Genomic DNA, 26,655 nt, shown 5'->3' with positions numbered 1-26,655 from the left:
GCCACACGCATGTGTACGAGGCCCCAGGTCAGCTCAGGCCAGGTCACCGCTGTGCGTGAAACCGGTGTCCAGGTCCTGGATGCGCACCGTGATGATGCCGTGCGGATCGATCGTGTAGATCTCCTCCACCAGCGGTCCGGAGTCCAGACGATGCACCGGTGTCGACTCGGACAGGGCGCCAGGCTCCTGGAGCTCCCGGTCGAAGGGGAAGACCAGCTCACCGCGAGGCGACAGGTCTCCGCGCGGCTGGCCCACGGAATCAAGGCCGGCGTACTCGACGAAGCGGAAGACGCCGACGTTGTGGGCCGCCCGGTAGCGTCGGGTGACCACCAGGGAATCGGTCACGCTCACGGCATGGTCGGGTGACAGGATCGGGTCGAAGCGGATCTCTCGCCCGGCCTCGCCCTCCCGAAAGACACCGAAGCCCCGGGACAGGCGCTCCGCCAGGGTGAATCCCGATCCGGGGTCCGCGGCGATCGCCAGGCCGATGGCCGTCGAGGCGCCGGGATAGGGGGAGCGGTGCACTCGTCGCCCGAAACGTTCCCGCAAGACGCGGGGCACCAACGGAAGGCTGGAGGTGCCACCCACCAGGTAGAGCCCAGCGATGTCGCTGCTGACCTGGTCAAGGCCGCCCACGAGTGGTTCGGTGACCGTCAATGTCTGTTCCACCAGGGGTGCCGCGGCCTCATAGAAGCGCGACACGTCCACCGGGACCATCTGGTCGGCCACCTCGATGGCCATCCGCCGGGTCTGGGGGGTCAGGGATTCCTTGGCATGGCGGCAACCGTCGACCAGATCGGCCTGCTGCTGGCGGGACAGGTCGCCACGCTCGACCCCGGCCTGTTCGGCCACCAGATCGGCGAGAACCTCATCGAAGTCATCACCGCCCAGGCGATTGATTCCCACGCTGGCCAGCACCTCGTGGGCACCGTCCTCGACCGCGACCAACGAGGCGTCGAAGGTTCCGCCTCCCAGGTCATAGACCAGGACCCGGTTGCGGCGCGAGGTGATGGTTCGAGCCTGACGGTGTGTGTACTCGAAACCCGCCGCGGAGGGCTCGTTCAACATGGCGCGCACGGGGAACCCGGCTCGTCGGAAGGCCTCGAGGGTGAGCAGCCGTTGGGCAGTGTGGGCATGGGCAGGCACGCCGACGACCACGCCGTTGATCTGGCGCTCATCAAGGGTTGAGGCCTGCTCCAGCGCCTCGCGCAGGGCGGTGAGGTAGCCGGTCACCAGGTGCAGCAGGCCGATGGTGTGGCCGTCCAGCTCGATGGTTGATTCCAGGGTCAGGTCGGGGCGTGCCAGGTGCCGCTTGACGGACCGGATCGGCGTGGCGCCGGCATCGATGGCGGCCTGCGCCTCGAAACCGTGGACCAGGGCCCCATCATGGTAGGCCGACAGCGAAGGGAAGTGGCTGTGGAAGTCAGACTCGGGGTCTTGGAAGTCGACCACCGGGTAGTTTCCCCGGTCGGCCACAGCGACCACGGTGCGGGTGGTCCCGAAATCAATGCCAAGGTGCATGGCACAAGACAATCACGGATCAGCTGTCCGAGGACCCGGCGTCCCGTGCCCGGGACCACTGCGCGGGCGCCGGTCGATGTGCCTTGCTCGCCGCAACTGACACAATGGGCGCCATGGCAGACAATCAGCCCCGTGACGACCACGCCAAGCAGCTCAAGCAGACCGTCTCCAGTGTGAAGCAGCTGCGGGGCTGGATGGCCAGCGATCCCAGCCGGACCGAGGAGTTCGTCGACACGTTGAACCGGGCCACCGGTCTGCGGTTGCTGTCGCGCGCGTGGGCGGAGGCCGCCCCGGAGGCAGCCGAGGCCGTGAGTGCGGCTGACAAGCTGGTGCGCTCACGCGGCCCTGTTGGTCCCTACACGCCCGTGGTGGACGCGGCGCGCTACTTCACCGCCCTGGTGCACGTGGCCACGGTGCAGCTGGGCATGGGGCTGAGCGAGCCTGCCGGGATGACCATCGGCGCAGCGATGGGATGGAAGGACCAACTCACCGCGCACGGCATGGCGCAGCAGCTGGCGCCCCGGACGGCGGTCTGGGCGCTGCTGGCCGATGCCCACAGCGGCCTGGCCCACGGCGACCTGGCTCGTGCCAATGCCATGGCCGACTCCGCCCTGGGGCTGGCCCGGGGCAGTGATTTGGACGATGCCGAGACGGTCGTGCTGCTGGAGGCCTTGCGCAGTGTCGCCCATGCCCGCTCCAGCGTCGGGCTGGTCGACCAGGCCGTCGACCTGCTGCGCGAGGCCGTCGAGATCTGGAATGAGTGGACCCACGAAGACCTGGCGCAGCTTCCCCGGATGGCCAAGCCCCATCTGGAGCGGATGGTCGCGCCCGCCTTTGCGATCCACCGGGAACTGGTCGCCGCGCTCTGGCAGCTGGGTCGCGGCGACGAGGCCCTGGAGGTCGCCGAGCAGTGGGGCACGTTGATGCACCGCAGCGCAGCTCGACGTGGGGAGCCCGGGCGGGTGGACCTTGCTCTGGCTCGCTCGGACCAGGCATGGCTGCTCGCCGATGCTGGCCGAGCCGCCGAGTCCTTGCGCACGGGTGAAGCGGCACAGCAGGCACTCAACGCCCTGTTGAAGTCCGAGAAGCCCGTGGGGAAGCACCTTGCGACCCAGGTGGTCGTGTGTGCATCGAAGGCCCATGCGGAGCTGGCGGCCGGACAGCAGGGCGCTGCAAGCCGAACGATCGAACAGGCTTTCAACCGACTGCAGGCGCACCGTCAGGTGTCGGTGCCGGAGGCATCCCGTGCCTTGGCGCTGCTGGTACGTGCGGAGGTCCTGGACAGTCTGCAGGACCAGGCCGGTGCTGACCAGGCGCGCGCCCAAGCCGACCAGCTGGTCGCCGCCCTGCGGGATTCGGAGGCAGTCCGCCAGCACCATTCCGGGGTGGAGGCATTGCCCTTCACCCACGCCTTGGTGCGGGGCATCGCCTTGCCGAGCCAGCAGCCCACGCCCCATTGGGAGGTTTCGGATGCCATGGCACTGCTGTCGCCAACCCAGCTGGACAGCCCCGCGGAGCAATTGAGCGACGAGGAAGCCATGCGCCGCATCGACGAGCAGCGTGAGCAGGAGGCGCGTGAGCGTGCCGTTGCTGAGTTGAAGGCTGCAACCGAGCGGGCCGAGCGGGACCGTGAGGAGGCCGAGCGGCGCGCACGCCTGCGTGCTGAACGGGAGGCGCGTGAGGCCGCGGAGCGCGAGGTTGCCGCCCAGGCCGGGGTAGCCCAGGAGCAGGTCGAGGAGGCCGAGGCTGCGGAGGCGGCGCGGCGTGAGGCCGAGGCTGAGGCTGCGGAGGCGGCGCGGCGTGAGGCCGAGGCTGAGGCTGCGGAGGCGGCGCGGCGTGAGGCCGAGGCTGAGGCTGCGGAGGCGGCCCGACGTGAGGCCGAGGCTGCGGAGGCGGCCCGACGTGAGGCCGAGGCTGCGGAGGCGGCCCGACGTGAGGCCGAGGAAGCCGCTCGTCTTGAACAGGAGCGGCTGCGGCAGCCTGTGGAGCGGTCGCGTCAGGCCGTGCGTCAGGCCGAGCTCAGCGGGGACAAGCACCAGCTCGTGGGTGCCTTGGAGAGCCTGGTCGAGGAGCTCGAACCGCTGGCGCAGCAGGACCCCGGAACCCATGGCAAGGAACTCGTCGAGACCCTGGAGCGCCTGTCGGATGCACAGGGCTGGTGGGGCGGACGAGCGGCCGGCAAGCGCGCCAAGCAACTGGCCAAGCAGTGGGGGCTGTGAACGAACCGCCGCAAGAGGGGCCGCCGCGCTGGCCCGAGGTCAGGCCAGCACGGCGTCGACCGCCTCGCCCAGGGTGGGGCCGAGGTCGCTGTGCAGCACCAGGGAAGCCTGGTCGTCGTAGGGGGTTGCGTCTCGGTTGACCAGCACGAGGTGGTCGCCGCGGAAGAAGTTCACGAGCCCCGCGGCGGGGTAGACATTCAGTGACGTGCCGCCGACCAGGAGGACGTCGCAGGACATGATGTGCTCGATCGACTGGTCGATCACCCGCTGGTCCAAGCCCTCGCCGTAGAGGACCACGTCTGGGCGGACCATCTCGCCGCACTGCGGGCAGCTGGGCACGCCCGTGCTGTGGAGCATGAAATCCACCGGCTCTTCGCGGCCGCAGCCGACGCACACATTGCGCTGTGCCGATCCGTGCAGCTCCAGTACCGTGCGCGATCCTGCCGCCTGGTGCAAACCGTCGATGTTCTGGGTCACGACGGCCTGAAGTTTCCCGGCCTCCTCCAGTCTGGCCAGGGCACGATGGGCCCGATTCGGTTGCGCCTCGGGGTGCAGCAGGGCGGTGCGGTGGAAGTCGAAGAAGGATTCCGGATCCAGGACCAAGCAGTCATGGCTCAGCAGGTATTCCGGCGGGGGAGAGCCAGCGGTGGCCTTGGCGTACAGACCAGCCGAGGAGCGGAAGTCCGGGATGCCGCTCTCGGTGGAGATTCCGGCACCACCGAAGAAGACCACACGGTGTGCGTCGGCGAGGATCTCGGTGAGAGTGTCCATGGCCTCGATTCTGCCACCACCTTGCCAGCCGATTCTCAGCAGTGAAGTTTGCCACATCCGTCGAACTTGGTACCGTTTTTTTCAACGATCAACGGTCGATGACCGTGATCCACTCCCACTGTCGAGACGAACGACCCTGTGGTCTCGTCTCGGTATTCCACCTTCGGTGGAGAACCGACGATGAACCGGCTCGGGTGCCACCCGTACCCGAGCACGTCCACCATCCTCATGGGAGTTCATCCGTGCTCGTGTCCCCGATGATCTGGGGCCTGACGATCGTCTTCATCGTCGGGTTGCTGTTGTTCGACTTCTTCTTCCACGTGCGTCAGGCGCACGTGCCGACCCTGCGTGAAGCCGCCATCTGGTCGGCCATCTACGTGGGCATCGCCGTGCTCTTCGGAATCGGCGTCTGGGCCTTGGGCGGTGGCCAGATGGGCACCGAGTACTTCGCGGGCTACATAACCGAAAAGGCGCTCAGCGTTGACAACCTGTTCGTCTTCCTGATCATCATGGCCAGCTTCAAGGTGCCACGCGCTGACCAGCAGAAGGTCTTGTTGTTCGGGATCGTCTTTGCGCTGATCGCCCGCACCGGTTTCATCCTGGTGGGTGCCGCCGCCATCAATCGTTGGTCCTGGGTCTTCTACCTGTTCGGGCTGATCCTGCTCGTGACTGCCGGAAACATGCTCAAGCCCAATGACTCGGGCGACGAGCACGGGGCGGACAACATCATGATCAGGTTGGCGCGCAAGCTCTTCAAGACCAGTGAGCACTACGACGGTGACAAGCTGTTCACCGTCGTCGACGGCAAGAAGGTGATGACCCCGATGCTGCTGGTGATGGCGGCGATCGGTGGTACCGACATCCTGTTCGCTCTCGACTCGATCCCGGCCATCTTCGGCCTCACCCAGAACACCTTCATCGTCTTCACGGCCACGGCCTTCAGCCTGTTGGGTCTGCGACAGCTCTACTTCCTGATCGACGGGCTGCTGGACCGCTTGATCTACCTCTCCTACGGTCTGGCCGCGATCCTCGCCTTCATCGGCGTGAAGCTGGTGCTGCACGCGCTGCACGAGAACACCCTGTGGTTCATCAATGACGGACAGCCGGTCAATGTCGTCGAGATCAGCACGGGCTTCAGCCTCACCGTCATCCTCGGTGTGCTGCTGGTGACCGTGGTGGGATCGCTGTTGTCCCCCAAGGGCAAGGCCCACACCGCGGTCAACAATGCCCGCATGCACGCCCAGCAGTACGTGGACCTCGACTGGGAGAGCGACCAGCAGGTGCGCGAGCGCATCTATGCCCGGCTGACCAAGGAGAAAGCAGCCATCGAACTGCTGGAGCCCAAGTACCGCGACGAGATCAGGGACCAGCGGGAATTGCGCGAACTCTTCCAGCGTGCCCAGGAGATCCATGACCAGCGGGTGGAGCAGGGGCATGGCAGCAGCGGGGCGCTGCTGTGAGTGACGCCGCCTCTGGCAGCTGAGCACAGCCCGGTGAGGGCGGGGGTGGGTTCCGGAAGATCGGAACCCACCCCCGTACCGTCCAGGAGCTCAGCCCAAGGTCTCGCGCCCGCGGGTGACGATCAACGGATCGGGCTCGAAGACCACCGAGGTGTCCTTGCCCTCGTAGTCGAACTGGTTGAGGAAGAAGCGCATCGCGTTGATGCGCGCGCGCTTCTTGTCATTGGACTTGATCGACCACCATGGTGCGTAGTCGGTGTCGGTGGCAGCGAACATGGCGTCCTTGGCGGCGCCGTAGTCCTCCCACCGGTCGAGGCTTTCGATGTCCATGGGGGAGAGCTTCCACTGTCGGACCGGATCGAGCTGCCGAATGGCGAAACGAGTGCGCTGCTCCTGCCTGGTGACCGAGAACCAGAACTTGGTCAGCGAGATCCCGGCATTGGTGATCATCTTCTCCAGCAGGGGAGCCTGCACCAGGAACTGGTCATATTCCTCGTCGCTGCAGAAGCCCATGACGCGCTCGACTCCGGCCCGGTTGTACCAGGAGCGGTCGAACAGGACGATCTGCCCGCTGGTGGGGAAGTGCTCGATGTAGCGCTGGAAGTACCACTGGCCGAGCTCCTTGTTGGAGGGCTTGGTCAGTGCCACCGTGCGCAGGTAGCGCGGGTTGAGGTGCTCCTCGAAGCGCTTGATGGTGCCGCCCTTGCCGGCCGCGTCGCGACCCTCGAAGAGCACGATGTGCTTCAGGTCGTTGTCCTGGGTCCAGTACTGGAACTTGAGCAGCTCGACCTGGAGGGCGTACTTCTCCTCCTCGTAGGCTTGGCGTTCCAGGCGGGTGTCGTAGGGGTAGTCCTCCCGCCAGGTCTCGACGGCCGAGCCACCAGGATCGATCAGATCCGGGTCGCTGCCCGCAATGTCGGGCGCCACGGTGTAGCCCTCGGCGCGCAGGCGGTCGATGTATTCGCGGTACTCGCTGTTCTTCTTGGTCATCGCTCTTCCCCAAAGATCGACGCGGGTCTCGCGCCTTGATCGATCCTAGGCAGCGGCCGTGGGCGCGGCCAGCCCTCGTCCGCGCGGTTGCAAGAGTTTCCCTGGGCGCCACCCAGTTGTCACGCACTCCACGAATAAACAAGACAGGTAGCGTGGAAATGCTACTGTCGTGACGAGAACACCGTGCTGCAGTCCACGCAGGAGATGCCTTGATGACCACTTTCACCACCGAAGAACTCAGCCCCGAGCACGCCGAGACGATCAGGCAGACACTGCCGCTGGTCGGCTCCAAGATCGACCAGATTGCTCCCAACTTCTACCAGCGCATGTTCCACTCCCATCCAGAACTGCTGCGCGACACCTTCAACCGGGGCAACCAGGCGCAAGGGGCCCAGCAGCGGGCACTGGCCGCCTCGGTGGCCACCTTCGCGTCCTTGCTGGTGACACCGGGAGCCCCCAGTCCGGACGAGATGCTCGCCCGCATCGGCCACAAGCACGTCTCGGTGGGGATCACCGAAAGCCAGTACGAGATCGTCCACGAACACCTGTTCGCCGCCATCGTCGAAGTCCTGGGGTCCGATGTGGTGACTCAGCCGGTGGCCGAGGCCTGGGATGAGGTCTACTGGATCATGGCCCGTGCCCTCGTGCGTTTCGAACGGCAGCGCTACCGGGAGCTCGGCGTGCGCGAAGGCGATGTCTTCCACACGGTTCGAGTCACCCGTCGCATCGACCACCCGGGAGGCGCAGCCAGCTTCGAGCTGGGCGCCCTGGAGGGCGAGCCGGCGCTGGGCGGTTTCGAACCCGGACAGTACATCTCGGTACGACGCACGATGGCCGACGGAGCCGGTCAGCTGCGGCAGTACAGCCTGTCGAACACGGGGGAGGACGGTTGCTGGCAGATCACCGTCAAGCGCATCGTCGGCGAGGAAGGCCCCGACGGCGAGGTGTCCAGCTCGATCATCGACGGCCTCCACGAGGGTGACGAGCTGGAGGTGAGCTGGCCCACCGGAGACCTGGTGCTGCAGCCAGGGACCGAGCCGGTGGTGCTGGTGAGTTCGGGGATCGGCGCCACCCCGATGCTCGGAATGGCCAGGGCCCTGGCCGCCCGCGGCGAGCAGCGAGAGCTTCTGACCCTGCATGCCGACCACGACGCCGCGACGGCCCCGCTGGTGGACGAACTGCTGGAGGCCACCCGTGAGGCCGGGGGACGCAGTCACCTGTGGTTCAGCCACGGCCAGCGGGACGACTCACGCGCAGGCCGGATGGAACTGTCTCAGGTGGCGCTGCCCAGTGGGGCCCAGTACTACCTGTGCGGCGGCAATGGCTTCCTGCAAAACCTGCGCGACCAGCTGGACGCACTGGGCGTGCCCGCCGAATCAGTGCACTATGAGCTCTTCTCTCCCAATGACTGGCTGTTGCCCGGCTGAGCCTGGAAGGGTCAGACCAGCTGGCTCACCGCGTAGATCAGCAGCCCCGCCAGGCAGCCGACGATCGTGCCATTGATGCGAATGAACTGCAGATCCTTGCCCACGAACAGTTCGATCCGGTTGGCGGCCTCGTCGGCATCCCACCGATCGACGGTGGTCGAGATCACCGTGGCGACCTCCTCGCCGTAGGTGTCCACCAGGAAGCCCACGGCGTCCACCACGCGTTCGTCCAGACGCGTGCGCATCTCCTGGTCGCTGGCCAGCTGCTGGGCTGCCTCGGCCAGCCACCGATCGGCACGTTCCCAGACCTGGGAATCCTCGTCGTCGAGCGCCTGGCCGATGGAATCACGCACGCTCTGCCACAACTCGACCACGGCGGGGCCGATCGACGGGTTGTCCAGCAGGTGTTCCTTGATGCGCTCTGCCTTGGCCATGATCGTCGGATCCTGGCGCAGGTCATCGGCCAGCTTCGCCAGGTAGGTGTCGACGGCCTTGCGGAAGGGATGGGTGGGTTGCATGCGAACCGCCATCGTCCACTCCAGCGCCTGGGAGTAGCCAAAGCCCGAGACCTGCTTGTCGATCCAGCGCGGACTCCAGCTGGGGGCTCGCTCTCCGATGACATGGCGTGCGGTGTCGGGATTGCGTTGCAACCAGTCGTGGAGCTCTCGAGCCAGGACGTCGACGAGCTGCTGGTGTGAGCCATCCTGGACGACGTCGGACAGCAGCGCACCGGCCATGGGACTCATCTCCATGGAACGCAGGCGAGGGATGACGGTGTCGGTGACCAAGACCTGGACGTCGTCGTCCTTCACCCGGTTGAGCAGGATCCGCGCCCCGCGCACCACCTGGGCCAGCAGGCGACGACGATTGGTACCGGACTCCAGCCACACCGCGATTCGTCGTGAGACCTCGGCGTCGCGAACTCGCTCCTGGATGATGTCGCGGGTGAGGAAGTTGTTGGTGACGAACTGCTGGAGGCTGCGGCCGAGTTCGTTCTTGCGTCGCTTCACCAGCGCGGTGTGGGGGATGGGCAGCCCCAAGGGATGGCGGAAGATCGCCGTGACGGCGAACCAGTCGGCGAGGGCGCCCACCATGGCGGCCTCGCTGCCGGCGTTGACCCAGCCGATCCAGCCGACTCGGCTGTCACGAAGGGTCAGCAGATAGAGGACCGCGGCCAGTACCAGCAGGCCAGTGGCCAGTATGCGCATCCTGCGCAATTCCACCCGCCGTTCGGCATCACCGGGGGCATCCATCATCATGCTCACCCCACCAGTGTGGACCATCGCCCCAACTCGGCCCGTCCACCGCTCGTGCGGTGGCAGCAGGCTAGGCTGTGCGTCGGTGTGCGCGGCGTGCGCACGCCGGGCATGATCATGAGGTGAGGACAACCAATGAGCCAGCGCGAACAGCAGACTGAGGGCCGGTGGGCCGTGGTCGTGGGTGCCGCGGCGGTGGTTGCCACGACGGTGGCCTCAGGCGTCCTGTTCAAGGGTTACCTGGCCCTGGCCCGCATACCCGGCCCGATTCCCCGGCTCGACGAGATTCCCGAGACGGCCGCGGGTCAGGCCGCGAAGTCCTGGATGGTGACGGGTGTGGGGCTCTATGTGCTGGCCGCGGTCCTCGCGGTGGTCGCGGTTGCTGCCGGCATCCATTTTGCGCGGCGTCCGTTGGGCTACAGCCGCGGTGTCTGGGCGCTGGCGCTGGGCGCCTGCACTCCGGTACTGGCCATCATGCTGCTCTCCGGCATGGGAGCCACCTGACCAAGGCCTGGCGACGTGACACGGCCCGCACCCCCGACGCGATGGGGGAGCGGGCCGTGTCAGTTGGTTGCCGCAATCATTCCCGAACGATCATGGCCATGCCACCGAAGGGAGGCAGGGTCACGGTGAAACCGCCCAGGGCATCGACGTTGTCGACCTTGCGGCGGGTGGACAGGTCGAAGACGCGTCCTTCGGGGATCTGGTCGGACTGCACCCGGGCACTGAGCCGTTCCGGGCCGAAGTTCAGCGCGGTGATCTGGGTGGCACCGATCTCGAGTCGGTTGACCATCACCAACAGTGCCTTGTGGGCGACGTCGGGGGTGTCGACGAGCTCGGCCGAAGCGATGCCGTTGCGCTTTCGGATCTTGAGGATCTGAGCCAGTCGCGTGGCGAAGGAGTTCTGGCTGGCGAGCTGTTCGGGCAGCGAACCGTACAGGGAGGTGGCGCGGGGCATTCCCGACTGGGAGACCGTGGCGTCCGGACTCGAACCCAGCAGGTCGTAGGCGCCCCGCTCGATCCACCGGGTGTCTCCCGCCTCGATGAGGGCCGAGACCTGCTTGCGATCCAGGGGGAGTGCGCCCACCAGGTCCCAACCGGACAGCGCGAAGACGCCCGGCTGCCAGGCGTTGTACATGCACAGCAGCAGGTGGGCATTCGTGATGCGCTTGACCTCGGATTCGCCGACCTCCGAGAGGTCGGTGATCCCCAGGCTTGCGGCGATCACCGAGGTGGTGGTGCAGGCGATCCCGTTCTGGGTGAAGACCGCGTTGTAGGGCCCGGCATCGCCGGTGAGGTGCTGGCGCATGGTCTCGCGGATGTGCTCGGCCATGTCGGCACCAGTCCAGTCGCGGCCGTCCAGGTGGTAGGTGTCGTCCTTGTGGTTGTTGGCGAAGTGGACCAGCTCATAGGTGAGCTCGTCGTGGTTCTGCAGGGCGTGCACCAAGGAGGCCTGGTCGATGCCGATCTGCGCGCTCTCACGCAGCGTGAGACGCAGGAACTCGGTGTCTCCCGTGGCCATCGCGTACTGGTAGGCAGGGCGCGTGACGAAGTCGTAGCTGAGGTCCGGGCCGACGCCCGAGGTGTTCTTGATGTCGTCCATTCCCAGGTTCAGCTCCTGGAAGGTGAAGCCACCCACCTTGCGCACCATGGAGCCGATCAGCTGGTTGGCGGCCTGGCTCAGCGGATGCCCCTCGCTCCAGGCGGGGGCCTGGTCGACCGACTTCTCCACGCCCAGGAAGCCGTTGGCGTCCAGTCGCAGGCCGCCCGACCCGAGGTCGAGCAGTGAGTGCAGCGCGTCGCCCATCACCAGGCGCATGCCGGCAAAGGTCGGGTCGAGCCAGTTGATCGACGGCTGGCCGTCCTTGAAGTAGTGCAGGTAGACCCAGCGACGCTTGACGCCCTTGTAGTCGTAGATCTCGGGGGTCACTGACCAGTTGGTCTCCTTGACGCCCGGCTCGTAGAAGATGACGCGCTGCAGCTCTCCGATGATGTAACCGGCCTCGGAGAGGGCATGTTCGGACGCGGCATCCAGGTTGACCGCATCCTTGCCGGGAGGCACTTCGGGCAGCAGATGCCAGGCCTCCTCGGGGATGTCGATCATGTGGTAAATGCCGGGGTAGTCGTGGTAGTTCAGCTCGGCCAGCCGGAAGTCTGCGCCCTTGCCAGTGTGACCGGGAATGATGTCGTCGATGATCGTGCCGTGGTGGCGGGCTGCGTTCTCGCACATGGTGCGGAACTCGGCCTCGGTGCCGAAGACAGGGTCGATGGCCATGCTGATGCGGTCGAAGTGCCCATCGACGCTGGGGGTGGGCTTCCAGCCGCTGAGACCGCCGGCGAGCTTCACCGGGCCGGTGTGGATCGCGTCGATCCCGATCTGTTCGAAGACCTCCCACAGCTCCTCGGACCCGAGGGCCCCCAGGAAGGACTGGCCGTTCTCGGTGATCATGCTGAGGGGATAGGCGGTGAACCACACCGAAGCCGTCTGCAGGGCCGCGCGGGGGTCAGGGGCGGCGAAGGGGTTGGACCACATCTGGTGGCTGCCGGCCAGCTGACGGGCCACCGTGGTCGCATCGTGCAGCATGGACTGGCTCTCGAGCCAGTCCACATAGGCACGGTTACGGCCGTCGGCCTCGAAAGGTGGGGTCAACGGGCTGGTGGCGCGGCCCTTGCGGTGACGAGTGGCCTTGGGGCGCACCATCGGAGGGCGGGCCGCAAAGCGCTGCTGCTCGAAACTGGTCTCGGGAAGGATGTCCTCCAACGGGGTTCCCTCCGCGGTCACCTCGTCGGTCTGGCTTGCCTCCGCTGCGGTCACTGGGGCCTTGGGCTCGGTGTTGCTCACCCCGCCAATCTAGCGAGAGCTGGGGCGGATGTCTGCCCCAACCAAGTACGCCCCAAGCGCAAGCTGGGGGGAGCGCGAGGGCAAGTCAGCGCCGGTTGCGCAACTTCATCAGCTCACGACGCTGGGCGGGGGTCAGTGAGTCCATGCCACGCTCACTGATCTGGTCGAGCAATGCGTTGAGGCGAGCGTCGTCCTTGGCCCGCTGTTCACGCTGCTTCGCCTGCGCCTTCTGCACCTTCGATGGACGCGTAGGGCGCGACGCACGGGCGCCGGGGATCCACTTCTGGTCGCGCAACAGGCCGAGACGGCGGGCCAGCACGGCCACCAGGGCGAAGGCGAGCAGCATGCCAAGCAGCCCGACGAGGTCGCGCGCGCCGATCATGGACAGCAACTGCACGGCGACCAGGACGGCACCGATGACCCAGGCCGGGATGTTGAAGAAGAAGGGCCGGTTGGGGTATTCGGCGATCCACAGCAGCAGGATGATGAACTGGATCATGCCGAATCCGGCCAGCAGGGTCCCAGAGCCCAGTGCCAACCCGACCAGCAAGGACGCAATGGTGAGCGCGGCCCACACGCCCACGAGCAGGGTGGCCATTCGCTTCTTGCCCAGGCCGCTTTCCAGCTCGGTGCCGAAGATCCAGAAGAAGAACAGGTAGAGAGCACTCCACAGGCTGATGCCGTTGGCCAGCGGCCAGGTGAACAAGCGCCAGAACTGGCCGCCAAGGATGGCGTCGGGGCTGAACGCGGCCATCGCCGGCCACGCGGGGGCGCCTGCCGCGACGAGCCACGAGATGATCACCGCACCCACGACGAACAGGGTGCTGCCCACCTCGGTCCGACCGATCTTGAACCAGTGGTCGCGAAGATCGTTGCCCATCGAGAAGTATCCGCTCACTCCTCAACCGTAGCGGGAACCCGTGGGCAGTCCAGCATGGGAAACGCATGACAAAATCGCTCGTCGGGGCTGGGCAGCCCAGGCGGGGCCATCTAGCGTGGTGGCATGGACCAGACAAATGCATCAGCACCCCTCGAGCTTCCTTGGCCCGATGGCCTGGTGGCTCAGGCGGCGAACCAGGCTGGCGACGCGATCATCGCCATCGATCGGCAGGGGCGAATCGTCTTCTGGAATCGTCACTGTGAACAGCTGTTCGGCCATCGCACCCAGGACGTGCTGGGGGAGAGCGTCTCGGTGATGATCCCCGAGCGTCTGCGGGCGGCCCACGACGCGGGTTTCGAGCGAGCCATGGACCAGGGGCGGCTGAGCTCCGACGGCAAGGCTCGCCGCACCAAGGCGCTGCGTCCGGACGGATCGTCGGCCTATGTGGAAATGACCTTCGCAGTGGTAACCGATGAGAAGGGAGAGGCCATCGGATCGGTGGCGGTGGCCCGGGAGTGGGTGAGGGACAAGTGAGGGCCAAGTTGTCGCATATTGTCATAATGTAGCTTATCGGTCAGGTGCGGAGGGCACACCACCTTCGCCGTCCACGCACCCGCGGCCACCCGAGTCCGGCTGGAATTCTTCGCCGAGCCCACCGGGCAGGCAGCGCTGCGCGGCATCGACCTGGCCCGCGGCGACGACGGCGCCTGGCGGGGCCAGTTTCAAGGCGTCCAACACGGCTCCCACTACGGGTTTCGTGTCTCGGGGCCCAATTGGCCCAGCGTCGGTGAATGGGCTCCGGGAGGCAGTGACGCCGGATTCCTCTCCGACGAGGAAGTCTTCGCAGACGGCTTCGACGACGGGAGGTTCGGCACCGGCGGCGAGGACTACCACGGCCAACCGCGGAGGAACTTCGACACCGCACGATGGGCGCCCAAGGGCATCGTCGTCATCGACCAGACCGACACCGGCTCTCGCCCGCGGTTGGCGCCGCAGGACACGGCGATCTACGAGGCCCATGTCAAGAGCCTGTCCGCGCACCCGTCGTCGGCGCTGCTCGGCGTTCCCGACCACCTTCGAGGCACCTATGCGGGTGCAGCCCTGCTGGCCCCCCACTTGAAGGAGATGGGCTTCACCACCTTGGATTGCTGACCCCCGACCACCGGTTGGTGGACGGTGCCACTGGCTGCTCGAACCAGCTGAATGCCTCCCGACCGGTGGTGCGCCGCCTGGTCCTCGATTCCCTCGCCCATTGGGCGGACACGATGGGCGTCGACGGTTTCCGCTTGGATCTGGCCCCCGTCCTGGGACGCCAACCAGACCATGCCGAGCGCGACGACTGGGGACGCCAGCGGCACTTCTTCGACGACCATCCCCTCCTGGTGGACATCGAGCAGATGGCGGCCGAGCGAGAGGTCGAGGTGGTGGCCGAGGCATGGGACCTGTGGGGTTATGAGGTCGGCAACTTCCCCACCGGATGGGGCGAATGGAATGGCCGTTACCGGGACGCGGTCCGCGCCTGTGGAACAACTGGGCGATGCTGTCCAGCAATGCCCCCACTGCCCTGCCGGTCGATCCCGACGAACCGCAGTGGCGCTACCACGACAACTTCGGGACGGCTCATTGCCCGGAAGACACCAACCCCACCGTCGTGAGCCCCACCAGGTGAGGTTCGCGGTGCCGGCGGCACAATCAACCAGCCGGTGGCGACGCGTGATCGACACGGCCCATCACGCCGAGCCGGACTCGTGTTGCTGGCCAGAATCCGAGGCCACGATCATCGATGACGAGTACGTGGTCCACCCGTGGAGCGTGGTGGTGCTGATCGAATACCCGCAGGGTTGATTCACCACATGCTGCGGATCAGGCCCTGGACGTCGTCGACTGAGAGCCGGTGACGACGCGCGGTGCTCACCAACATGGCGGCGGCGCGGGAGACCTCGTCGTGATGTCCCAGGTCCTGCACGGTGGTCCCCCGACGCCCCTCGGTGCGGACGTGCCCCTCTGCCTCGAGCTGCCGGTAGGCCTTCGCGACGGTATTGGTCGCCACCCCGAGCTGGGCGGCCAGGGCACGCACCGTCGGGAGCTTGGCCCCGGCGACCAGGCGGCCGTCCTGGCGCGCCCGGACCACCCCCGCGACGATCTGCTCGTAGGGCGGTACCGATGAGTCCTGGTCCACCGTGAGGACGAATGCCTGCTCCGTCACGATTGCTCTCCCCTGTTTGTAGTGCTACAAGCCTAGCCCTTCGTGGGTCCACGAACACGCCGAATGGGCGCCACACCGACTGGTGCGACGCCCATTCAGCAGACTCAGGCTCAGGCCTTGTTGACCTTGACCGGCTTGTGGAGCTTGAGCACCTCGGCGGTCTTGGACATGACCTCGTAGGCGCGGTCCGGATCTTCGGACAGCTTCTCACCGTACGAGGGAATCATCTCCTTGAAGCGCGGCTCCCACTCCCCCATCTTGTCGGGGAAGCAGCGCTTGAGGACGTCAAGCACGATCGGCACGGCAGTCGAGGCGCCAGGCGAGGCACCCAGCACGGCGCCCAGGGTGCCGTCGGCCGAGGTCAGCACCTCGGTGCCGAACTGCAGCGAACCACCCTTGCCATTGGCGTCGGTCTTGATGATCTGGGCACGCTGGCCGGCCTTGATCATGTGCCAGTCCTCGATGCTGGCATTCGGCGCGAAGGCACGCATCTCGGCAAGCTTCTGGGCCGGGGTCATGAAGATCATGGTGGCCAGCATCTTGATCAGCGGCACATTGTCCTTGGCCACGTTCAGCACGGCACCGATGTTGTCGGTGCGGATCATCTTGGGCATGTCCAGCAGCGAGCCGTACTTCAGGAATCGAGGATCGATGCCGGCATAGGGACCGAAGAGCACCGAGCGGCTGCCGTTGATGACACGGGCATCCATGTGCGGGTTCGACATCGGCGGGGCACCCACCGGCGGCTTGGCGTAGACCTTCACCTTGTGCTGGTCCACCACGGACGGATCATCGGTGGACATGAAGGCACCGGTCACCGGGAACAAGGCGTAACCGGCCACCTCGGGAATGCCCGCCTTCTGGAGCATCTTGAGACCCCAGCCGCCGGCGCCGTTGAAGACGAACTTGGCGCGGACGAACTTCTCCGTACCCTTCTTGCCACCGAACTCGCCACGGTCGACGATGCGTAGGGTCCAGGTGCCATCGGTGTTCTGCTTCAGGTCGGTGACCTCCTGGGAGGTCTCGACATTGACGCCATGGAAGGCCAGGTAGTTGAAGATCTGGGTGGTGATTGAGCCGAAGTCGACGTCGGTCCCGGTGGGATCGTAGGTCACGGCGATCTTCTCATTGGGATCGCGACCCTCGACCAGCATGGGAGCCCACTCGCGGATCTTCTCGTGGTCGTCGCTGAACTCCATCGCAGCGAAGAGCGGGTTGTCGCGCAGGCTCTCCCAGCGGCGACGCAGGAAGTCCACGTCGTCCTCGCCGCGCACGAAGGACATGTGGGGGCACTTGTTGACGAAGGTCTCGGGCAGACCCAGGATGCCCATCTCCACCATGCGGGCCCAGAGCTGACGAGTCTGCTGGAACTGCTCGTTGATCTCGATCGGCTTGGTGTTGTTCATCGAGCCGTCGGGGTTCTCACGCGTGTAGTTCAGCTCGCATAGGCCGGCATGGCCCGTACCAGCGTTGTTCCACGGGTTCGACGATTCCTTCGCAACCTTCGACAGACGCTCGTAGCCGACGATCTTCCAGTCAGGCTGCAGACGGTGCAGAATCAAACCGATCGTGGCACTCAGGACACCGCCACCGATGAGGGCGACGTCAACTTCCTCGGCCTCAACGGGCCACCTGCTGGGCTTGCGCTTACCGAACGCCACAACTTCTCCTCACGAATACCTGTATCCGGGCCCGATGCCAACGTGCTCCGCCTATAGCCAGACGAGTGTCTCGTACGTCATCGCGCAACCCCGATGACTGCAAGGTGCGTCGACGCACCTACGGCCCAGGGCTTCCACAACACTATTCCGTTCCGAGCCCCGGCACCAGTCGGAAGACCGCGCTGCGGCAAGGCACCAGACCAGCAGCCAATGGTCAGACCGCACGTCGTACTCCCCTGCCGTGGCGGGCCTGGATGGGAAACTGGTCGTGAACGTAATTCACCCCTCCGGGATGGTGGTCACCGTAGTGAACACTCCCGAAGGGGTGAATATTATAAGTCCGGCGGCGTCCTAGTCTCCCACAGGATCCCTCCTGCAGTACCATCGGCTCTAAAAGGCTTAACTTCCGGGTTCGGAATGGGACCGGGTGTTTCCCTTTTGACATGGCCACCGAAACACTATGGAGATATCTCGTAACCAGACACCCACCTGGTGGTGGGGGTTGGTTCCCGACCGTATCTCGGGAACCACACAGTGGACGCGTAACATCTTTGTAGGTAGTACAAGCCCTCGGCCTATTAGTATCGGTCAGCTCCACACATTGCTGTGCTTCCACATCCGACCTATCACCCGGTGGTCTGCCGGGGGCCTTACCAGATTAATCTGTGGGAACCCTCATCTTGAAGCGTGCTTCCCGCTTAGATGCTTTCAGCGGTTATCACTTCCCAACGTAGCCAACCAGCCGTGCCCTTGGCAGGACAACTGGCACACCAGAGGTTAGTCCGTCCCGGTCCTCTCGTACTAAGGACAGCACTTCTCAAGATTCCTACGCGCGCAGTGGATAGGGACCGAACTGTCTCACGACGTTCTAAACCCAGCTCGCGTGCCGCTTTAATGGGCGAACAGCCCAACCCTTGGGACCGACTCCAGCCCCAGGATGCGACGAGCCGACATCGAGGTGCCAAACCATGCCGTCGCTGTGAGCGCTCGGGCAAGATCAGCCTGTTATCCCCGGGGTACCTTTTATCCGTTGAGTGACGGCGCGTCCACATGCCACCGTCAGATCACTAGTCCCGACTTTCGTCCCTGCTCGAGGTGTCCCTCTCACAGTCAAGCTCCCTTGTGCACTTACACTCAACACCTGATTGCCAACCAGGCTGAGGGAACCTTTGGGCGCCTCCGTTACCTTTTGGGAGGCGACCGCCCCAGTCAAACTACCCATCAGGCACTGTCCCTGAACCAGATCATGGTCCTAGGTTAGATATCCAGAACAGCCAGAGTGGTATTTCAACGATGACTCCACAACCACTGGCGTGGCCGCTTCACAGTCTCCCACCTATCCTACACAAGCTGTACCGAACACCAATACCAAACTATAGTAAAGGTCCCGGGGTCTTTCCGTCCTACTGCGCGTAACGAGCATCTTTACTCGTAATGCAATTTCGCCGAGTTCATGGTGGAGACAGCGCCCAAATCGTTACTCCATTCGTGCAGGTCGGAACTTACCCGACAAGGAATTTCGCTACCTTAGGATGGTTATAGTTACCACCGCCGTTTACTGGGGCTTAAGTTCACCGCTTCGACTAGCGTCTAACAGTTCCCCTTAACCTTCCAGCACCGGGCAGGAGTCAGTCCGTATACGTCCTCTTTCAAGTTGGCACGGACCTATGTTTTTAGTAAACAGTCGCTTGGGCCTGGTCTCTGCGACCATCAACGCTTCCCCCAGCAAGTGGGTTCACGCATCAGGTCCCCCTTATTCCGAAGTTACGGGGGTATTTTGCCGAGTTCCTTCACCATGATTCTCTCGATCGCCTTGGTATTCTCTACCTATCCACCTGAGTCGGTTTGGGGTACGGGCGGCTCACAACTCGCTCACGAAGCTTTTCTAGGCAACATAGGATCACTCACTCATCCGACACAGTCGGACTCCCCATCATGTCTCAGGCACACAGACGGCGGATTTGCCTACCGTCAACCCTACACACTTGGCCCGGGACAACCATCGCCCGGGATGAGCTACCTTCTTGCGTCCCTCCGCAGCTTGCCTACTACACACTTGGTTCACAGACTCGCCACCACATCACCCGAAGGATCCGTGACAGCTCGCGTGCTTAGCATCATGCGCCTCAGCATGGACGTTGTTTCGCCGGTACGGGAATATCAACCCGTTGTCCATCGACTACGCCTGTCGGCCTCGCCTTAGGTCCCGACTTACCCAGGGCAGATTAGCTTGACCCTGGAACCCTTGGATATTCGGCGGACGGGTTTCTCACCCGTCATTCGCTACTCATGCCTGCATTCTCACTCGTGTGCTCTCCACGACTGGGTCACCCCGCCGCTTCACCGCGCACACGACGCTCCCCTACCCACCCACACACCTGCCACGAATGGAGGTTATTGTGTGAGTGCCACAGCTTCGGTGGATAACTTGAGCCCCGCTAAATTGTCGGCGCGGAATCACTTGACCAGTGAGCTATTACGCACTCTTTCAAGGATGGCTGCTTCCAAGCCAACCTCCTGGTTGTCTGCGCAACTCCACATCCTTTTCCACTTAGTTATCGCTTAGGGACCTTAGCTGATGATCTGGGCTGTTTCCCTCTCGACTACGAACCTTATCGCCCGCAGTCTCACTGCCACGCTCTCACTTTCCGGCATTCGGAGTTTGGTTGATTTCGGTAAGCTGTTGGGCCCCCTAGACCATCCAGTGCTCTACCTCCGGAAAGAAACACGCGACGCTGCACCTAAATGCATTTCGGGGAGAACCAGCTATCACGTAGTTTGATTGGCCTTTCACCCCTATCCACAGCTCATCTCCTCGGTTTTCAACCCAAGTGAGTTCGGTCCTCCACGACGTCTTACCGTCGCTTCAACCTGGCCATGGATAGATCACTACGCTTCGGGTCTAGAGCGTGCGACTCAAACGCCCTGTTCGGACTCGCTTTCGCTACGGCTTCCCCACACGGGTTAACCTCGCCACACACCACTAACTCGCAGGCTCATTCTTCAAAAGGCACGCCGTCACCCCGCAGGGCTCCGACGGATTGTATGCGATCGGTTTCAGGTACTATTTCACTCCCCTCCCGGGGTACTTTTCACCTTTCCCTCACGGTACTTGTCCGCTATCGGTCACCAAGGAGTATTTAGGCTTAACGGGTGGTCCCGCCAGATTCATGCAGAATTTCAGGGGTTCCGCACTACTTGGGGTAACGCTCACAAGTGATCAACTTACGTCTACGGGACTCTTACCCTCTCTGGTCTGCCTTCCCAGACAGCTCAACTTCATCGATCATTTCTTACTTGCCGACCACATGACAGTATGGTCCAAGCGGCCCCACAACACCGCATGTGCAACGCCTGTCAGCTCTCACACACACACGGTTTGGCCTCTTCCGCTTTCGCTCGCCACTACTCACGGAATCACGGTTGTTTTCTCTTCCTATGGGTACTGAGATGTTTCACTTCCCCACGTTCCCTCCAACTGCCCTATACATTCAGGCAGAGGTTGCCGGACATGACTCCGGTCATTTCAAGGTTTCCCTATTCGGAAATCCACGGATCACAGCTCGTTTACCAGCTCCCCATGGCTTATCGCAGGTTACAACGTCCTTCATCGGCTCTTGGTGCCTAGGCATCCACCGATCGCACTTAGTAGCTTGTAAAAATCTACAAAGATGCTCGCGTCCACTGTGCAGTTCTCAAAATACGGGCGGCACCACAACCTCACACCAACCAGGCGATCAGTTCGTGGCCCGACAGAAAGACCGCCGCAAAGCGACCAGCCCTTCAGGACCCAACAGCGTGCCACACCCAACCCCGGACCATGCCACTTTCCACTCCCCCACCACAGCAGGGGCTGTACTCACAACACACTCCAAAACATCAGGTGCATCAGTCAATGTTCCACAAACCAGAGCCACCCAGCCACAAACACATGTTGTGGAACCAGATGAAATGACAACCCCACCAAGGGGATTGTGCAAGCTCCTTAGAAAGGAGGTGATCCAGCCGCACCTTCCGGTACGGCTACCTTGTTACGACTTAGTCCTAATTACCAGTCCCACCTTCGACAGCTCCCCCCACAAGGGTTGGGCCACTGGCTTCGGGTGTTACCGACTTTCATGACTTGACGGGCGGTGTGTACAAGCCCCGGGAACGTATTCACCGCAGCGTTGCTGATCTGCGATTACTAGCGACTCCGACTTCATGGGGTCGAGTTGCAGACCCCAATCCGAACTGAGACCGGCTTTTTGGGATTCGCTCACCCTTACAGGCTCGCAGCCCATTGTACCGGCCATTGTAGCATGCGTGAAGCCCTGGACATAAGGGGCATGATGACTTGACGTCATCCCCACCTTCCTCCGAGTTGACCCCGGCGGTCTCCAATGAGTCCCCACCATAACGTGCTGGCAACATTGGACGAGGGTTGCGCTCGTTGCGGGACTTAACCCAACATCTCACGACACGAGCTGACGACAGCCATGCACCACCTGTGTACCGACCAAAAAGGGGCACCCATCTCTGAGTGTTTCCAGTACATGTCAAACCCAGGTAAGGTTCTTCGCGTTGCATCGAATTAATCCGCATGCTCCGCCGCTTGTGCGGGGCCCCGTCAATTCCTTTGAGTTTTAGCCTTGCGGCCGTACTCCCCAGGCGGGGTACTTAATGCGTTAGCTGCGGCACGGATCACGTGGAATGTGACCCACACCTAGTACCCACCGTTTACGGCGTGGACTACCAGGGTATCTAAGCCTGTTTGCTCCCCACGCTTTCGCTTCTCAGCGTCAGGAAAGTCCCAGAGAACCGCCTTCGCCACCGGTGTTCCTCCTGATATCTGCGCATTCCACCGCTCCACCAGGAATTCCGTTCTCCCCTAACTTCCTCTAGTCAGCCCGTATCGAAAGCAGGCTCAGAGTTAAGCCCTGAGTTTTCACTTTCGACGCGACTAACCGCCTACAAGCTCTTTACGCCCAATAATTCCGGACAACGCTCGCACCCTACGTATCACCGCGGCTGCTGGCACGTAGTTGGCCGGTGCTTCTTCTGCAGGTACCGTCACAAAAGCTTCGTCCCTGCTGAAAGCGGTTTACAACCCGAAGGCCGTCATCCCGCACGCGGCGTTGCTGCATCAGGCTTGCGCCCATTGTGCAATATTCCCCACTGCTGCCTCCCGTAGGAGTTTGGGCCGTATCTCAGTCCCAATGTGGCCGGTCGCCCTCTCAGGCCGGCTACCCGTCGAAGCCTTGGTGAGCCATTACCTCACCAACAAGCTGATAGGCCGCGAGTCCATCCCAATCCGCCGGAGCTTTCCAACACCCACCATGCGGCAGGCACTGAATATCCAGTATTAGCCACCGTTTCCGGCGGTTATCCCAGAGACTGGGGCAGGTTACTCACGTGTTACTCACCCGTTCGCCACTCGTGTACCCCGAAGGGCCTTACCGTTCGACTTGCATGTGTTAAGCACGCCGCCAGCGTTCGTCCTGAGCCAGGATCAAACTCTCCGTTGAAAAATATCGACACCCACCCACACAAAGCAGGCAGGAACGTCGTCAATCAACAATGAATCCAACCACTGACAAAGAACACCAAAAACTGGCATTCCAATCAATAATCATACTCAAAGAAACCCAACCACCAACCAAACACCCACCACCACAAAGACGGCAGACATCCAATCAATGGCACGGGAAAAAATAAGGCATTGACTTTAGACACGCTGTTGAGTTCTCAAGATCCGGGCGCGACCCGCACACCACCCACCACCAGGTGAGATCCGCTTGGGGCGACTCGATCAAACTTACCGAAGTCCTTGACCTTGGTCAAACCGAGGTGTTTCTTCGGATTTCCGAAAGGAAGAATTTTTCATTCTTACTTTCGGAGTTCTTTGGGCTGCTGTTTCCTGCAGCTCGAAGAACTTTAGATCCTTCGTCTCATCGATTCAAATCGAGGATTCGAAGACCTCCCCGGGCATGACGAACACCGCTTCCAAAGTTTGGGAGGGTGGCCGATCGTGGCCCGTGCTCCGCTTGCCGGGCCGAGGCCGTGGCTGCGAGAGCTGGATCAGCATACACAATCGCGTCGCGATTCGCACATCTGCTCATCGGGCCCTGTCACCGAGGGCCTTGGACACCCCACCCCAAGGTCAGGCGTGCCGCGACAAGACCGTCTCAGCCAAGGCGAAGTCCCGGGCAAAGAGCTGCATCATCGCGTCGGCCTGCTGCTCGTCGTCCCACTCGATTCGGCCAAGTTCCTCCCGCGCCTCCACGACTACGCTGCGCAGGCCGTTCTGCGTGATCAATCCGAGCTCATGCGCCTTCGTGGCGGCACCCACGTAGGTGTCATGGAGCCAGATCTTGTGCTCTGCATGTCGCGTGCGTTCATCTTCGTCGATGCCAGTGACGTCATGGATGAAGACTGCATCCACGGTCTCGGGGAACATCTGCCACAACTGCTCCCCCACCTGGACGTCCCCCTGGCCGGAATCGCCAAGGAAGATCATGCGGTACTCCGGGTACAGCTGCACATAGTGGGTCACGTTGACGACCTTCTTGTCGGCCATCGACTCGTGGGTGAGCAGGGCTCGCAGGCTGCCGGACATCACCGACAGGTCAGAGACGCCTGCTTGCCGAAGACTCGCGCGGGAGTGGTTCTCGAGCAGACCGAAGAAGTCCATCGGCCGTGCCGTGACGAAGGTGAGGTCTCCCTGGCTACGTGGCTCGTCATGAGGCCCTTGGTCGAGAGCCTCCTGGAAGGCCAGGACACCTGGGTAGAGGGTCCCACGGGGATAGCGCCGATCGTGCAGCTTGCAGAAGACGGTGTCATCGATGTCGCACAGCACCTTCGCCTCGTCCAGCTGGAAACCTTGAGCCTGCTCGGCGATGTGGTCGAGGATTCGCTGCCGGACCTGGACCGAATCAATGTCGACGAAGACCAGGTCCTCGAGGTCATGGTGGTCGTTGCGCAGGTTGATGATGTTCTTGAAGTGCGTCAGTTCCTCACCAGTGACGGCGCAGAACAGGTCTGCGATCCGTTCTTCCTGCTCAGAGCTGGTGCGTCCGGTCTGCAAGGAATAGACCAGATTGGCGCGGGCGTGCAGCCCCAGCTCGTGGGCTCGCCGAACCGTCAGCAGCTCCATCAGGGCGTCGCGGTGATTCGGGCCGAACCAGTGGTTGTCAAGGGCTTGCATCAGGCGATCCGCCCGCTCGTCGGTGAGCAGCGCGTTCAACGCCTCGGTGGACAGGTGACTGACGATCTCCAGGATGCGGGCCTCGTCCTCGGCGTCGGTGCGCTCGGACAGGAGACGATCCACGAGCCCCAAGGAGGCATGGGTTCCTTCGGCGGTCATGACCTTTTCCCTTCACTCGAATGCAATCCCTGGGGTACGCACACCGACAGTGCCCCGGGATCGACCGACACTTCGGCGTAAACGATTGGTCCAAAGACGTCGCCGTCCAGCTGGATGATGCAGGGCTCTTCAAGGCTGACGGAAACGGTGCGGGCTTGGCCGCGCACCAGGACCGGGCTGTCCCTGTGCGGGAAGACGGCGGCCAGCGCCACCGCTCCCCAGTGCCACCAGCGCTCGACCCGTGTCTGCAGGGTGCGCAACCAGCCGTCTCGCAGATCGGCCCCGGGAAAGACCTGGATGCCCAGCGGGATGCGCCCCGCATTGCCGACGAGCAGACTCCACAGGAAGACCCTCTGGCTTGCCTGGCCGTCGACGCTCAGCGACATGTGCACCGGACGCCGCAACAAGTGGCGAAGCCCCGATTCGAAGTAGGCGATCCAGCCGATGCGTCGCTTGAGCGCGGCCCTGGTCTGCGCCACCGTGTTGGCGTCGTGGCCGATGCCGGCGAGCACGAGGAAGAGCTCCTCGGCCTGGTCATCGTCGCCCTCCTGAGCGAACCGGGCCACCCCAAGATCGAGCTTGGCGATTTCGTTGGCCATGGCGGCCTCGACAGCCTCGGGCAGACGGTGGGGCGACAAGCCCAGGTTGCGAGCGAAGATGTTCGCCGTGCCCACCGGGATGATGCCCAGCGGAACGCCACTCCCCCGCAACTGTTGGGCGACCTGACGCACCGTCCCGTCCCCGCCCGCAACCAGCACACGGTCTGCGCCGAGCTCCATCGCCGCACGGGCCTGGCCAGCACCGAAGTCGCTGGCCGTGGTGGGCAGCACTTCCACCGGCGGCCACCCCAGCCGGGCGGCACGCTCACGGACCTGGAGCAGCACCTGGCCGTGGTGGCCGGCCATGGGGTTGGCGATCAGCACCGGTCGTCGGGGTGCACCCGCGCTGCCTGCCTGGCCGAGCAAGCTCTGGAGCGCCCCGGGACGCGACGCTGCCCGGGCCACCGCAATGTCGGCCGGCAGCCACGACAGCGCGGTCAGCTTCGTGGGCTCGACCCAGCACAACTCGTCGTGGCTGTCCCACGGTGACGGGTCTTCACTCCCCGGAGCCAGGCGACATTCGAAGACTCGCATCTCCAAGCGGTCGTCGATGGGCCACGTCTCGGCGTCACCAACCAGCTCGTCCAGGACCTCCACCCGACACCCGAGTTCCTCGCGAAGTTCTCGCGCCAGCGCCGAGCGGGGTGACTCGTCTGGTTCCACCTTGCCACCGGGGAACTCCCACAGACCGGAAAGGTTGGCGGGCCGGGATCGTCGGGCCGCCAGCACCCGGCCATCCTTCACCAGCACGGCGGCCACCACCAGCCGCCGCCCCGCGTCGGGCCCAGCGTCGAGGCTCACCGTGACGCGCCCTCCTCCGCCTGCCTGGCCGCTGCCTTGGCAGCCTTCTTGGTCTCACGCACCTTCTGCAGGCTCTCGGCATCGGTGATGTCTGCGACCGAACGGTACCCATCCTGCCCGTACTCCCCCGCCGCCTCACGCCATCCGGCTGCGTCCAGACCGCGACGCTTGCCAAGCAGTGCCAGGAAGATCCGAGCCTTCTGGTCTCCAAAGCCGGGAAGTTTCTTCAGACGGCGCAGGATCTCGGCGCCATCCCCGTCGGCCCACAAACGGGACGCATCACCCTGGTACTCCTCGGCAAGAACCTGGCACAGCTGGTGCAAGCGCGCACCCATCGATCCGGGGAAGCGGTGCACCGCCGGCTTGGCGGCGCACAGGTCGACGAACTCCTCCTGCGGCATCGCGGCAATGGCCAGTACATCGAACTGGCCCCTCATGCGTTCGGCGATCACCGAGGGGCCAGCGAAGGCCTTCTCCATGGGGATCTGCTGGTCCAGGCACATGCCGGCCAGCAAGGCATTGTCATCGGTGGCCAACAGCTCGTCGGCATTCGCGTCTCCGGTGAGGTGGAAGCTCGTCATGACGCCAGCCTAGGGCCTCGACAAACTCGGACGGCGTTGCCGTGCGCCCCCGGCCAGGGACGCGGCGCCCGGTTCGCAGCGGTGCAACCGGCGGGG

The 26,655-nt window shown here is 63.8% G+C and carries 19 protein-coding genes, 3 rRNA genes and 1 pseudogene; 9 read left to right on the top strand and 14 right to left on the bottom strand.

Going from position 1 to position 26,655, the window contains the following annotated elements:
- Positions 1-33: 33 nt before the first annotated feature.
- On the bottom strand, positions 34-1,521 hold the full coding sequence (locus tag ACOAMO_RS12415) for an Hsp70 family protein (protein WP_420175076.1): 1,488 nt from the start codon (positions 1,519-1,521) through the stop codon (positions 34-36).
- Positions 1,522-1,634: 113 nt separating this feature from the next.
- Here ACOAMO_RS12415 and ACOAMO_RS12410 point away from each other — a divergent pair, with 113 nt between their 5' ends.
- Complete coding sequence (locus ACOAMO_RS12410) at positions 1,635-3,740, top strand: hypothetical protein (protein WP_420175075.1); 2,106 nt, start codon at positions 1,635-1,637, stop codon at positions 3,738-3,740.
- A gap of 39 nt (positions 3,741-3,779) precedes the next feature.
- On the opposite strand, the gene ACOAMO_RS12405 is transcribed toward ACOAMO_RS12410, so the two are convergent.
- Positions 3,780-4,511: an NAD-dependent protein deacylase gene (locus ACOAMO_RS12405; protein ID WP_420175074.1), complete on the bottom strand. Its 732-nt coding sequence runs from the start codon at positions 4,509-4,511 to the stop codon at positions 3,780-3,782.
- 242 nt (positions 4,512-4,753) lie between these two features.
- On the opposite strand from ACOAMO_RS12405, the gene ACOAMO_RS12400 reads away from it, so the two are divergent.
- A complete protein-coding gene (locus ACOAMO_RS12400) occupies positions 4,754-5,971 on the top strand; it encodes a TerC family protein (RefSeq protein ID WP_420175073.1) in 1,218 nt (405 codons plus the stop codon).
- A gap of 90 nt (positions 5,972-6,061) precedes the next feature.
- Here ACOAMO_RS12400 and ppk2 read toward each other — a convergent pair whose 3' ends face one another.
- Positions 6,062-6,961 carry a polyphosphate kinase 2 gene (gene ppk2 / locus ACOAMO_RS12395; protein WP_420175072.1) on the bottom strand — a complete coding sequence of 300 codons (900 nt, stop codon included), beginning with the start codon at positions 6,959-6,961 and terminating at the stop codon, positions 6,062-6,064.
- 212 nt (positions 6,962-7,173) lie between these two features.
- On the opposite strand from ppk2, the gene ACOAMO_RS12390 reads away from it, so the two are divergent.
- Positions 7,174-8,388, top strand: a complete 1,215-nt coding sequence (locus tag ACOAMO_RS12390) for a globin domain-containing protein (protein ID WP_420175071.1) — start codon at positions 7,174-7,176, stop codon at positions 8,386-8,388.
- A gap of 11 nt (positions 8,389-8,399) precedes the next feature.
- On the opposite strand, the gene ACOAMO_RS12385 is transcribed toward ACOAMO_RS12390, so the two are convergent.
- Entirely contained in the window at positions 8,400-9,647 is a 1,248-nt protein-coding gene (locus ACOAMO_RS12385; protein ID WP_420177034.1) for a DUF445 domain-containing protein, read from the bottom strand.
- Between the two features lie 132 nt (positions 9,648-9,779).
- Here ACOAMO_RS12385 and ACOAMO_RS12380 point away from each other — a divergent pair, with 132 nt between their 5' ends.
- Positions 9,780-10,148 carry a hypothetical protein gene (locus ACOAMO_RS12380; RefSeq protein ID WP_420175070.1) on the top strand — a complete coding sequence of 123 codons (369 nt, stop codon included), beginning with the start codon at positions 9,780-9,782 and terminating at the stop codon, positions 10,146-10,148.
- Between the two features lie 76 nt (positions 10,149-10,224).
- On the opposite strand, the gene treS is transcribed toward ACOAMO_RS12380, so the two are convergent.
- On the bottom strand, positions 10,225-12,486 hold the full coding sequence (gene treS, locus ACOAMO_RS12375; RefSeq protein WP_420175069.1) for a maltose alpha-D-glucosyltransferase: 2,262 nt from the start codon (positions 12,484-12,486) through the stop codon (positions 10,225-10,227).
- An 85-nt stretch (positions 12,487-12,571) separates the two neighbouring features.
- Positions 12,572-13,384: a hypothetical protein gene (locus ACOAMO_RS12370; RefSeq protein ID WP_420175068.1), complete on the bottom strand. Its 813-nt coding sequence runs from the start codon at positions 13,382-13,384 to the stop codon at positions 12,572-12,574.
- A gap of 105 nt (positions 13,385-13,489) precedes the next feature.
- Between ACOAMO_RS12370 and ACOAMO_RS12365 the strand changes: the two genes are divergently transcribed.
- The 5 genes and pseudogenes from ACOAMO_RS12365 to ACOAMO_RS12345 all read left to right on the top strand — a co-directional run bounded on the left by ACOAMO_RS12365 (position 13,490) and on the right by ACOAMO_RS12345 (position 15,211).
- Positions 13,490-13,900 (top strand): PAS domain-containing protein, encoded by a 411-nt coding sequence (locus tag ACOAMO_RS12365; RefSeq protein ID WP_420175067.1) that lies wholly within the window; start codon positions 13,490-13,492, stop codon positions 13,898-13,900.
- A gap of 63 nt (positions 13,901-13,963) precedes the next feature.
- Positions 13,964-14,143 (top strand): annotated as a pseudogene (locus ACOAMO_RS12360) (hypothetical protein); the annotation flags it as partial.
- Positions 14,144-14,350: 207 nt separating this feature from the next.
- Complete coding sequence (locus ACOAMO_RS12355; RefSeq protein ID WP_420175066.1) at positions 14,351-14,518, top strand: hypothetical protein; 168 nt, start codon at positions 14,351-14,353, stop codon at positions 14,516-14,518.
- A complete protein-coding gene (locus tag ACOAMO_RS12350) occupies positions 14,512-15,021 on the top strand; it encodes an alpha-amylase family glycosyl hydrolase (protein WP_420175065.1) in 510 nt (169 codons plus the stop codon). The genes ACOAMO_RS12355 and ACOAMO_RS12350 overlap by 7 nt, the downstream gene beginning before the upstream one ends.
- 58 nt (positions 15,022-15,079) lie before the next feature.
- Positions 15,080-15,211, top strand: coding sequence for a hypothetical protein (locus ACOAMO_RS12345; RefSeq protein WP_420175064.1), 132 nt, complete (start codon positions 15,080-15,082; stop codon positions 15,209-15,211).
- 1 nt (position 15,212) lies between these two features.
- Here the strand turns inward: ACOAMO_RS12345 and ACOAMO_RS12340 are convergent, their stop codons facing one another.
- From ACOAMO_RS12340 to ACOAMO_RS12305, 8 genes are all read right to left on the bottom strand, one after another.
- Positions 15,213-15,572: a GntR family transcriptional regulator gene (locus tag ACOAMO_RS12340; RefSeq protein WP_420175063.1), complete on the bottom strand. Its 360-nt coding sequence runs from the start codon at positions 15,570-15,572 to the stop codon at positions 15,213-15,215.
- Between the two features lie 110 nt (positions 15,573-15,682).
- Positions 15,683-17,233 carry a malate dehydrogenase (quinone) gene (gene mqo / locus ACOAMO_RS12335; RefSeq protein ID WP_420175062.1) on the bottom strand — a complete coding sequence of 517 codons (1,551 nt, stop codon included), beginning with the start codon at positions 17,231-17,233 and terminating at the stop codon, positions 15,683-15,685.
- A 338-nt stretch (positions 17,234-17,571) separates the two neighbouring features.
- Positions 17,572-17,688 (bottom strand): 5S ribosomal RNA (gene rrf / locus ACOAMO_RS12330).
- Positions 17,689-17,791: 103 nt separating this feature from the next.
- Positions 17,792-20,892, bottom strand: a 23S ribosomal RNA gene (locus ACOAMO_RS12325).
- A 330-nt stretch (positions 20,893-21,222) separates the two neighbouring features.
- Positions 21,223-22,740 (bottom strand): 16S ribosomal RNA (locus ACOAMO_RS12320).
- Together the 16S, 23S and 5S rRNA genes form the textbook arrangement of a ribosomal RNA operon.
- Before the next feature lie 635 nt (positions 22,741-23,375).
- Entirely contained in the window at positions 23,376-24,578 is a 1,203-nt protein-coding gene (locus ACOAMO_RS12315; RefSeq protein WP_420175061.1) for a phosphatase domain-containing protein, read from the bottom strand.
- The gene (locus tag ACOAMO_RS12310; protein ID WP_420175060.1) at positions 24,575-25,978 is read right to left on the bottom strand and encodes a diacylglycerol kinase family protein; all 1,404 of its coding nucleotides are present in this window, start codon (positions 25,976-25,978) and stop codon (positions 24,575-24,577) included. Before ACOAMO_RS12310 ends, ACOAMO_RS12315 begins: the two co-directional genes overlap by 4 nt.
- A complete protein-coding gene (locus tag ACOAMO_RS12305) occupies positions 25,975-26,559 on the bottom strand; it encodes an HhH-GPD-type base excision DNA repair protein (protein ID WP_420175059.1) in 585 nt (194 codons plus the stop codon). Before ACOAMO_RS12305 ends, ACOAMO_RS12310 begins: the two co-directional genes overlap by 4 nt.
- Positions 26,560-26,655: the final 96 nt, after the last annotated feature.

The sequence above is a fragment of the Luteococcus struthionis genome, from assembly GCF_048595755.1.
Lineage (GTDB): Bacteria > Actinomycetota > Actinomycetes > Propionibacteriales > Propionibacteriaceae > Luteococcus.
This window is presented reverse-complemented; position numbering and strand designations above follow the sequence as displayed.

Bases quoted from the DNA above. Each gene is read 5' to 3' on its own strand.
- ppk2 (WP_420175072.1), bottom strand. From the start codon at position 6,961: ATGACCAAGAAGAACAGCGAGTACCGCGAATACATCGACCGCCTGCGC.
- ACOAMO_RS12385 (WP_420177034.1), bottom strand. From the start codon at position 9,647: ATGATGATGGATGCCCCCGGTGATGCCGAACGGCGGGTGGAATTGCGC.
- ACOAMO_RS12315 (WP_420175061.1), bottom strand. From the start codon at position 24,578: ATGACCGCCGAAGGAACCCATGCCTCCTTGGGGCTCGTGGATCGTCTC.
- ACOAMO_RS12365 (WP_420175067.1), top strand. From the start codon at position 13,490: ATGGACCAGACAAATGCATCAGCACCCCTCGAGCTTCCTTGGCCCGAT.
- ACOAMO_RS12390 (WP_420175071.1), top strand. From the start codon at position 7,174: ATGACCACTTTCACCACCGAAGAACTCAGCCCCGAGCACGCCGAGACG.
- ACOAMO_RS12405 (WP_420175074.1), bottom strand. From the start codon at position 4,511: ATGGACACTCTCACCGAGATCCTCGCCGACGCACACCGTGTGGTCTTC.
- ACOAMO_RS12410 (WP_420175075.1), top strand. From the start codon at position 1,635: ATGGCAGACAATCAGCCCCGTGACGACCACGCCAAGCAGCTCAAGCAG.
- ACOAMO_RS12415 (WP_420175076.1), bottom strand. From the start codon at position 1,521: ATGCACCTTGGCATTGATTTCGGGACCACCCGCACCGTGGTCGCTGTG.
- ACOAMO_RS12305 (WP_420175059.1), bottom strand. From the start codon at position 26,559: ATGACGAGCTTCCACCTCACCGGAGACGCGAATGCCGACGAGCTGTTG.
- ACOAMO_RS12380 (WP_420175070.1), top strand. From the start codon at position 9,780: ATGAGCCAGCGCGAACAGCAGACTGAGGGCCGGTGGGCCGTGGTCGTG.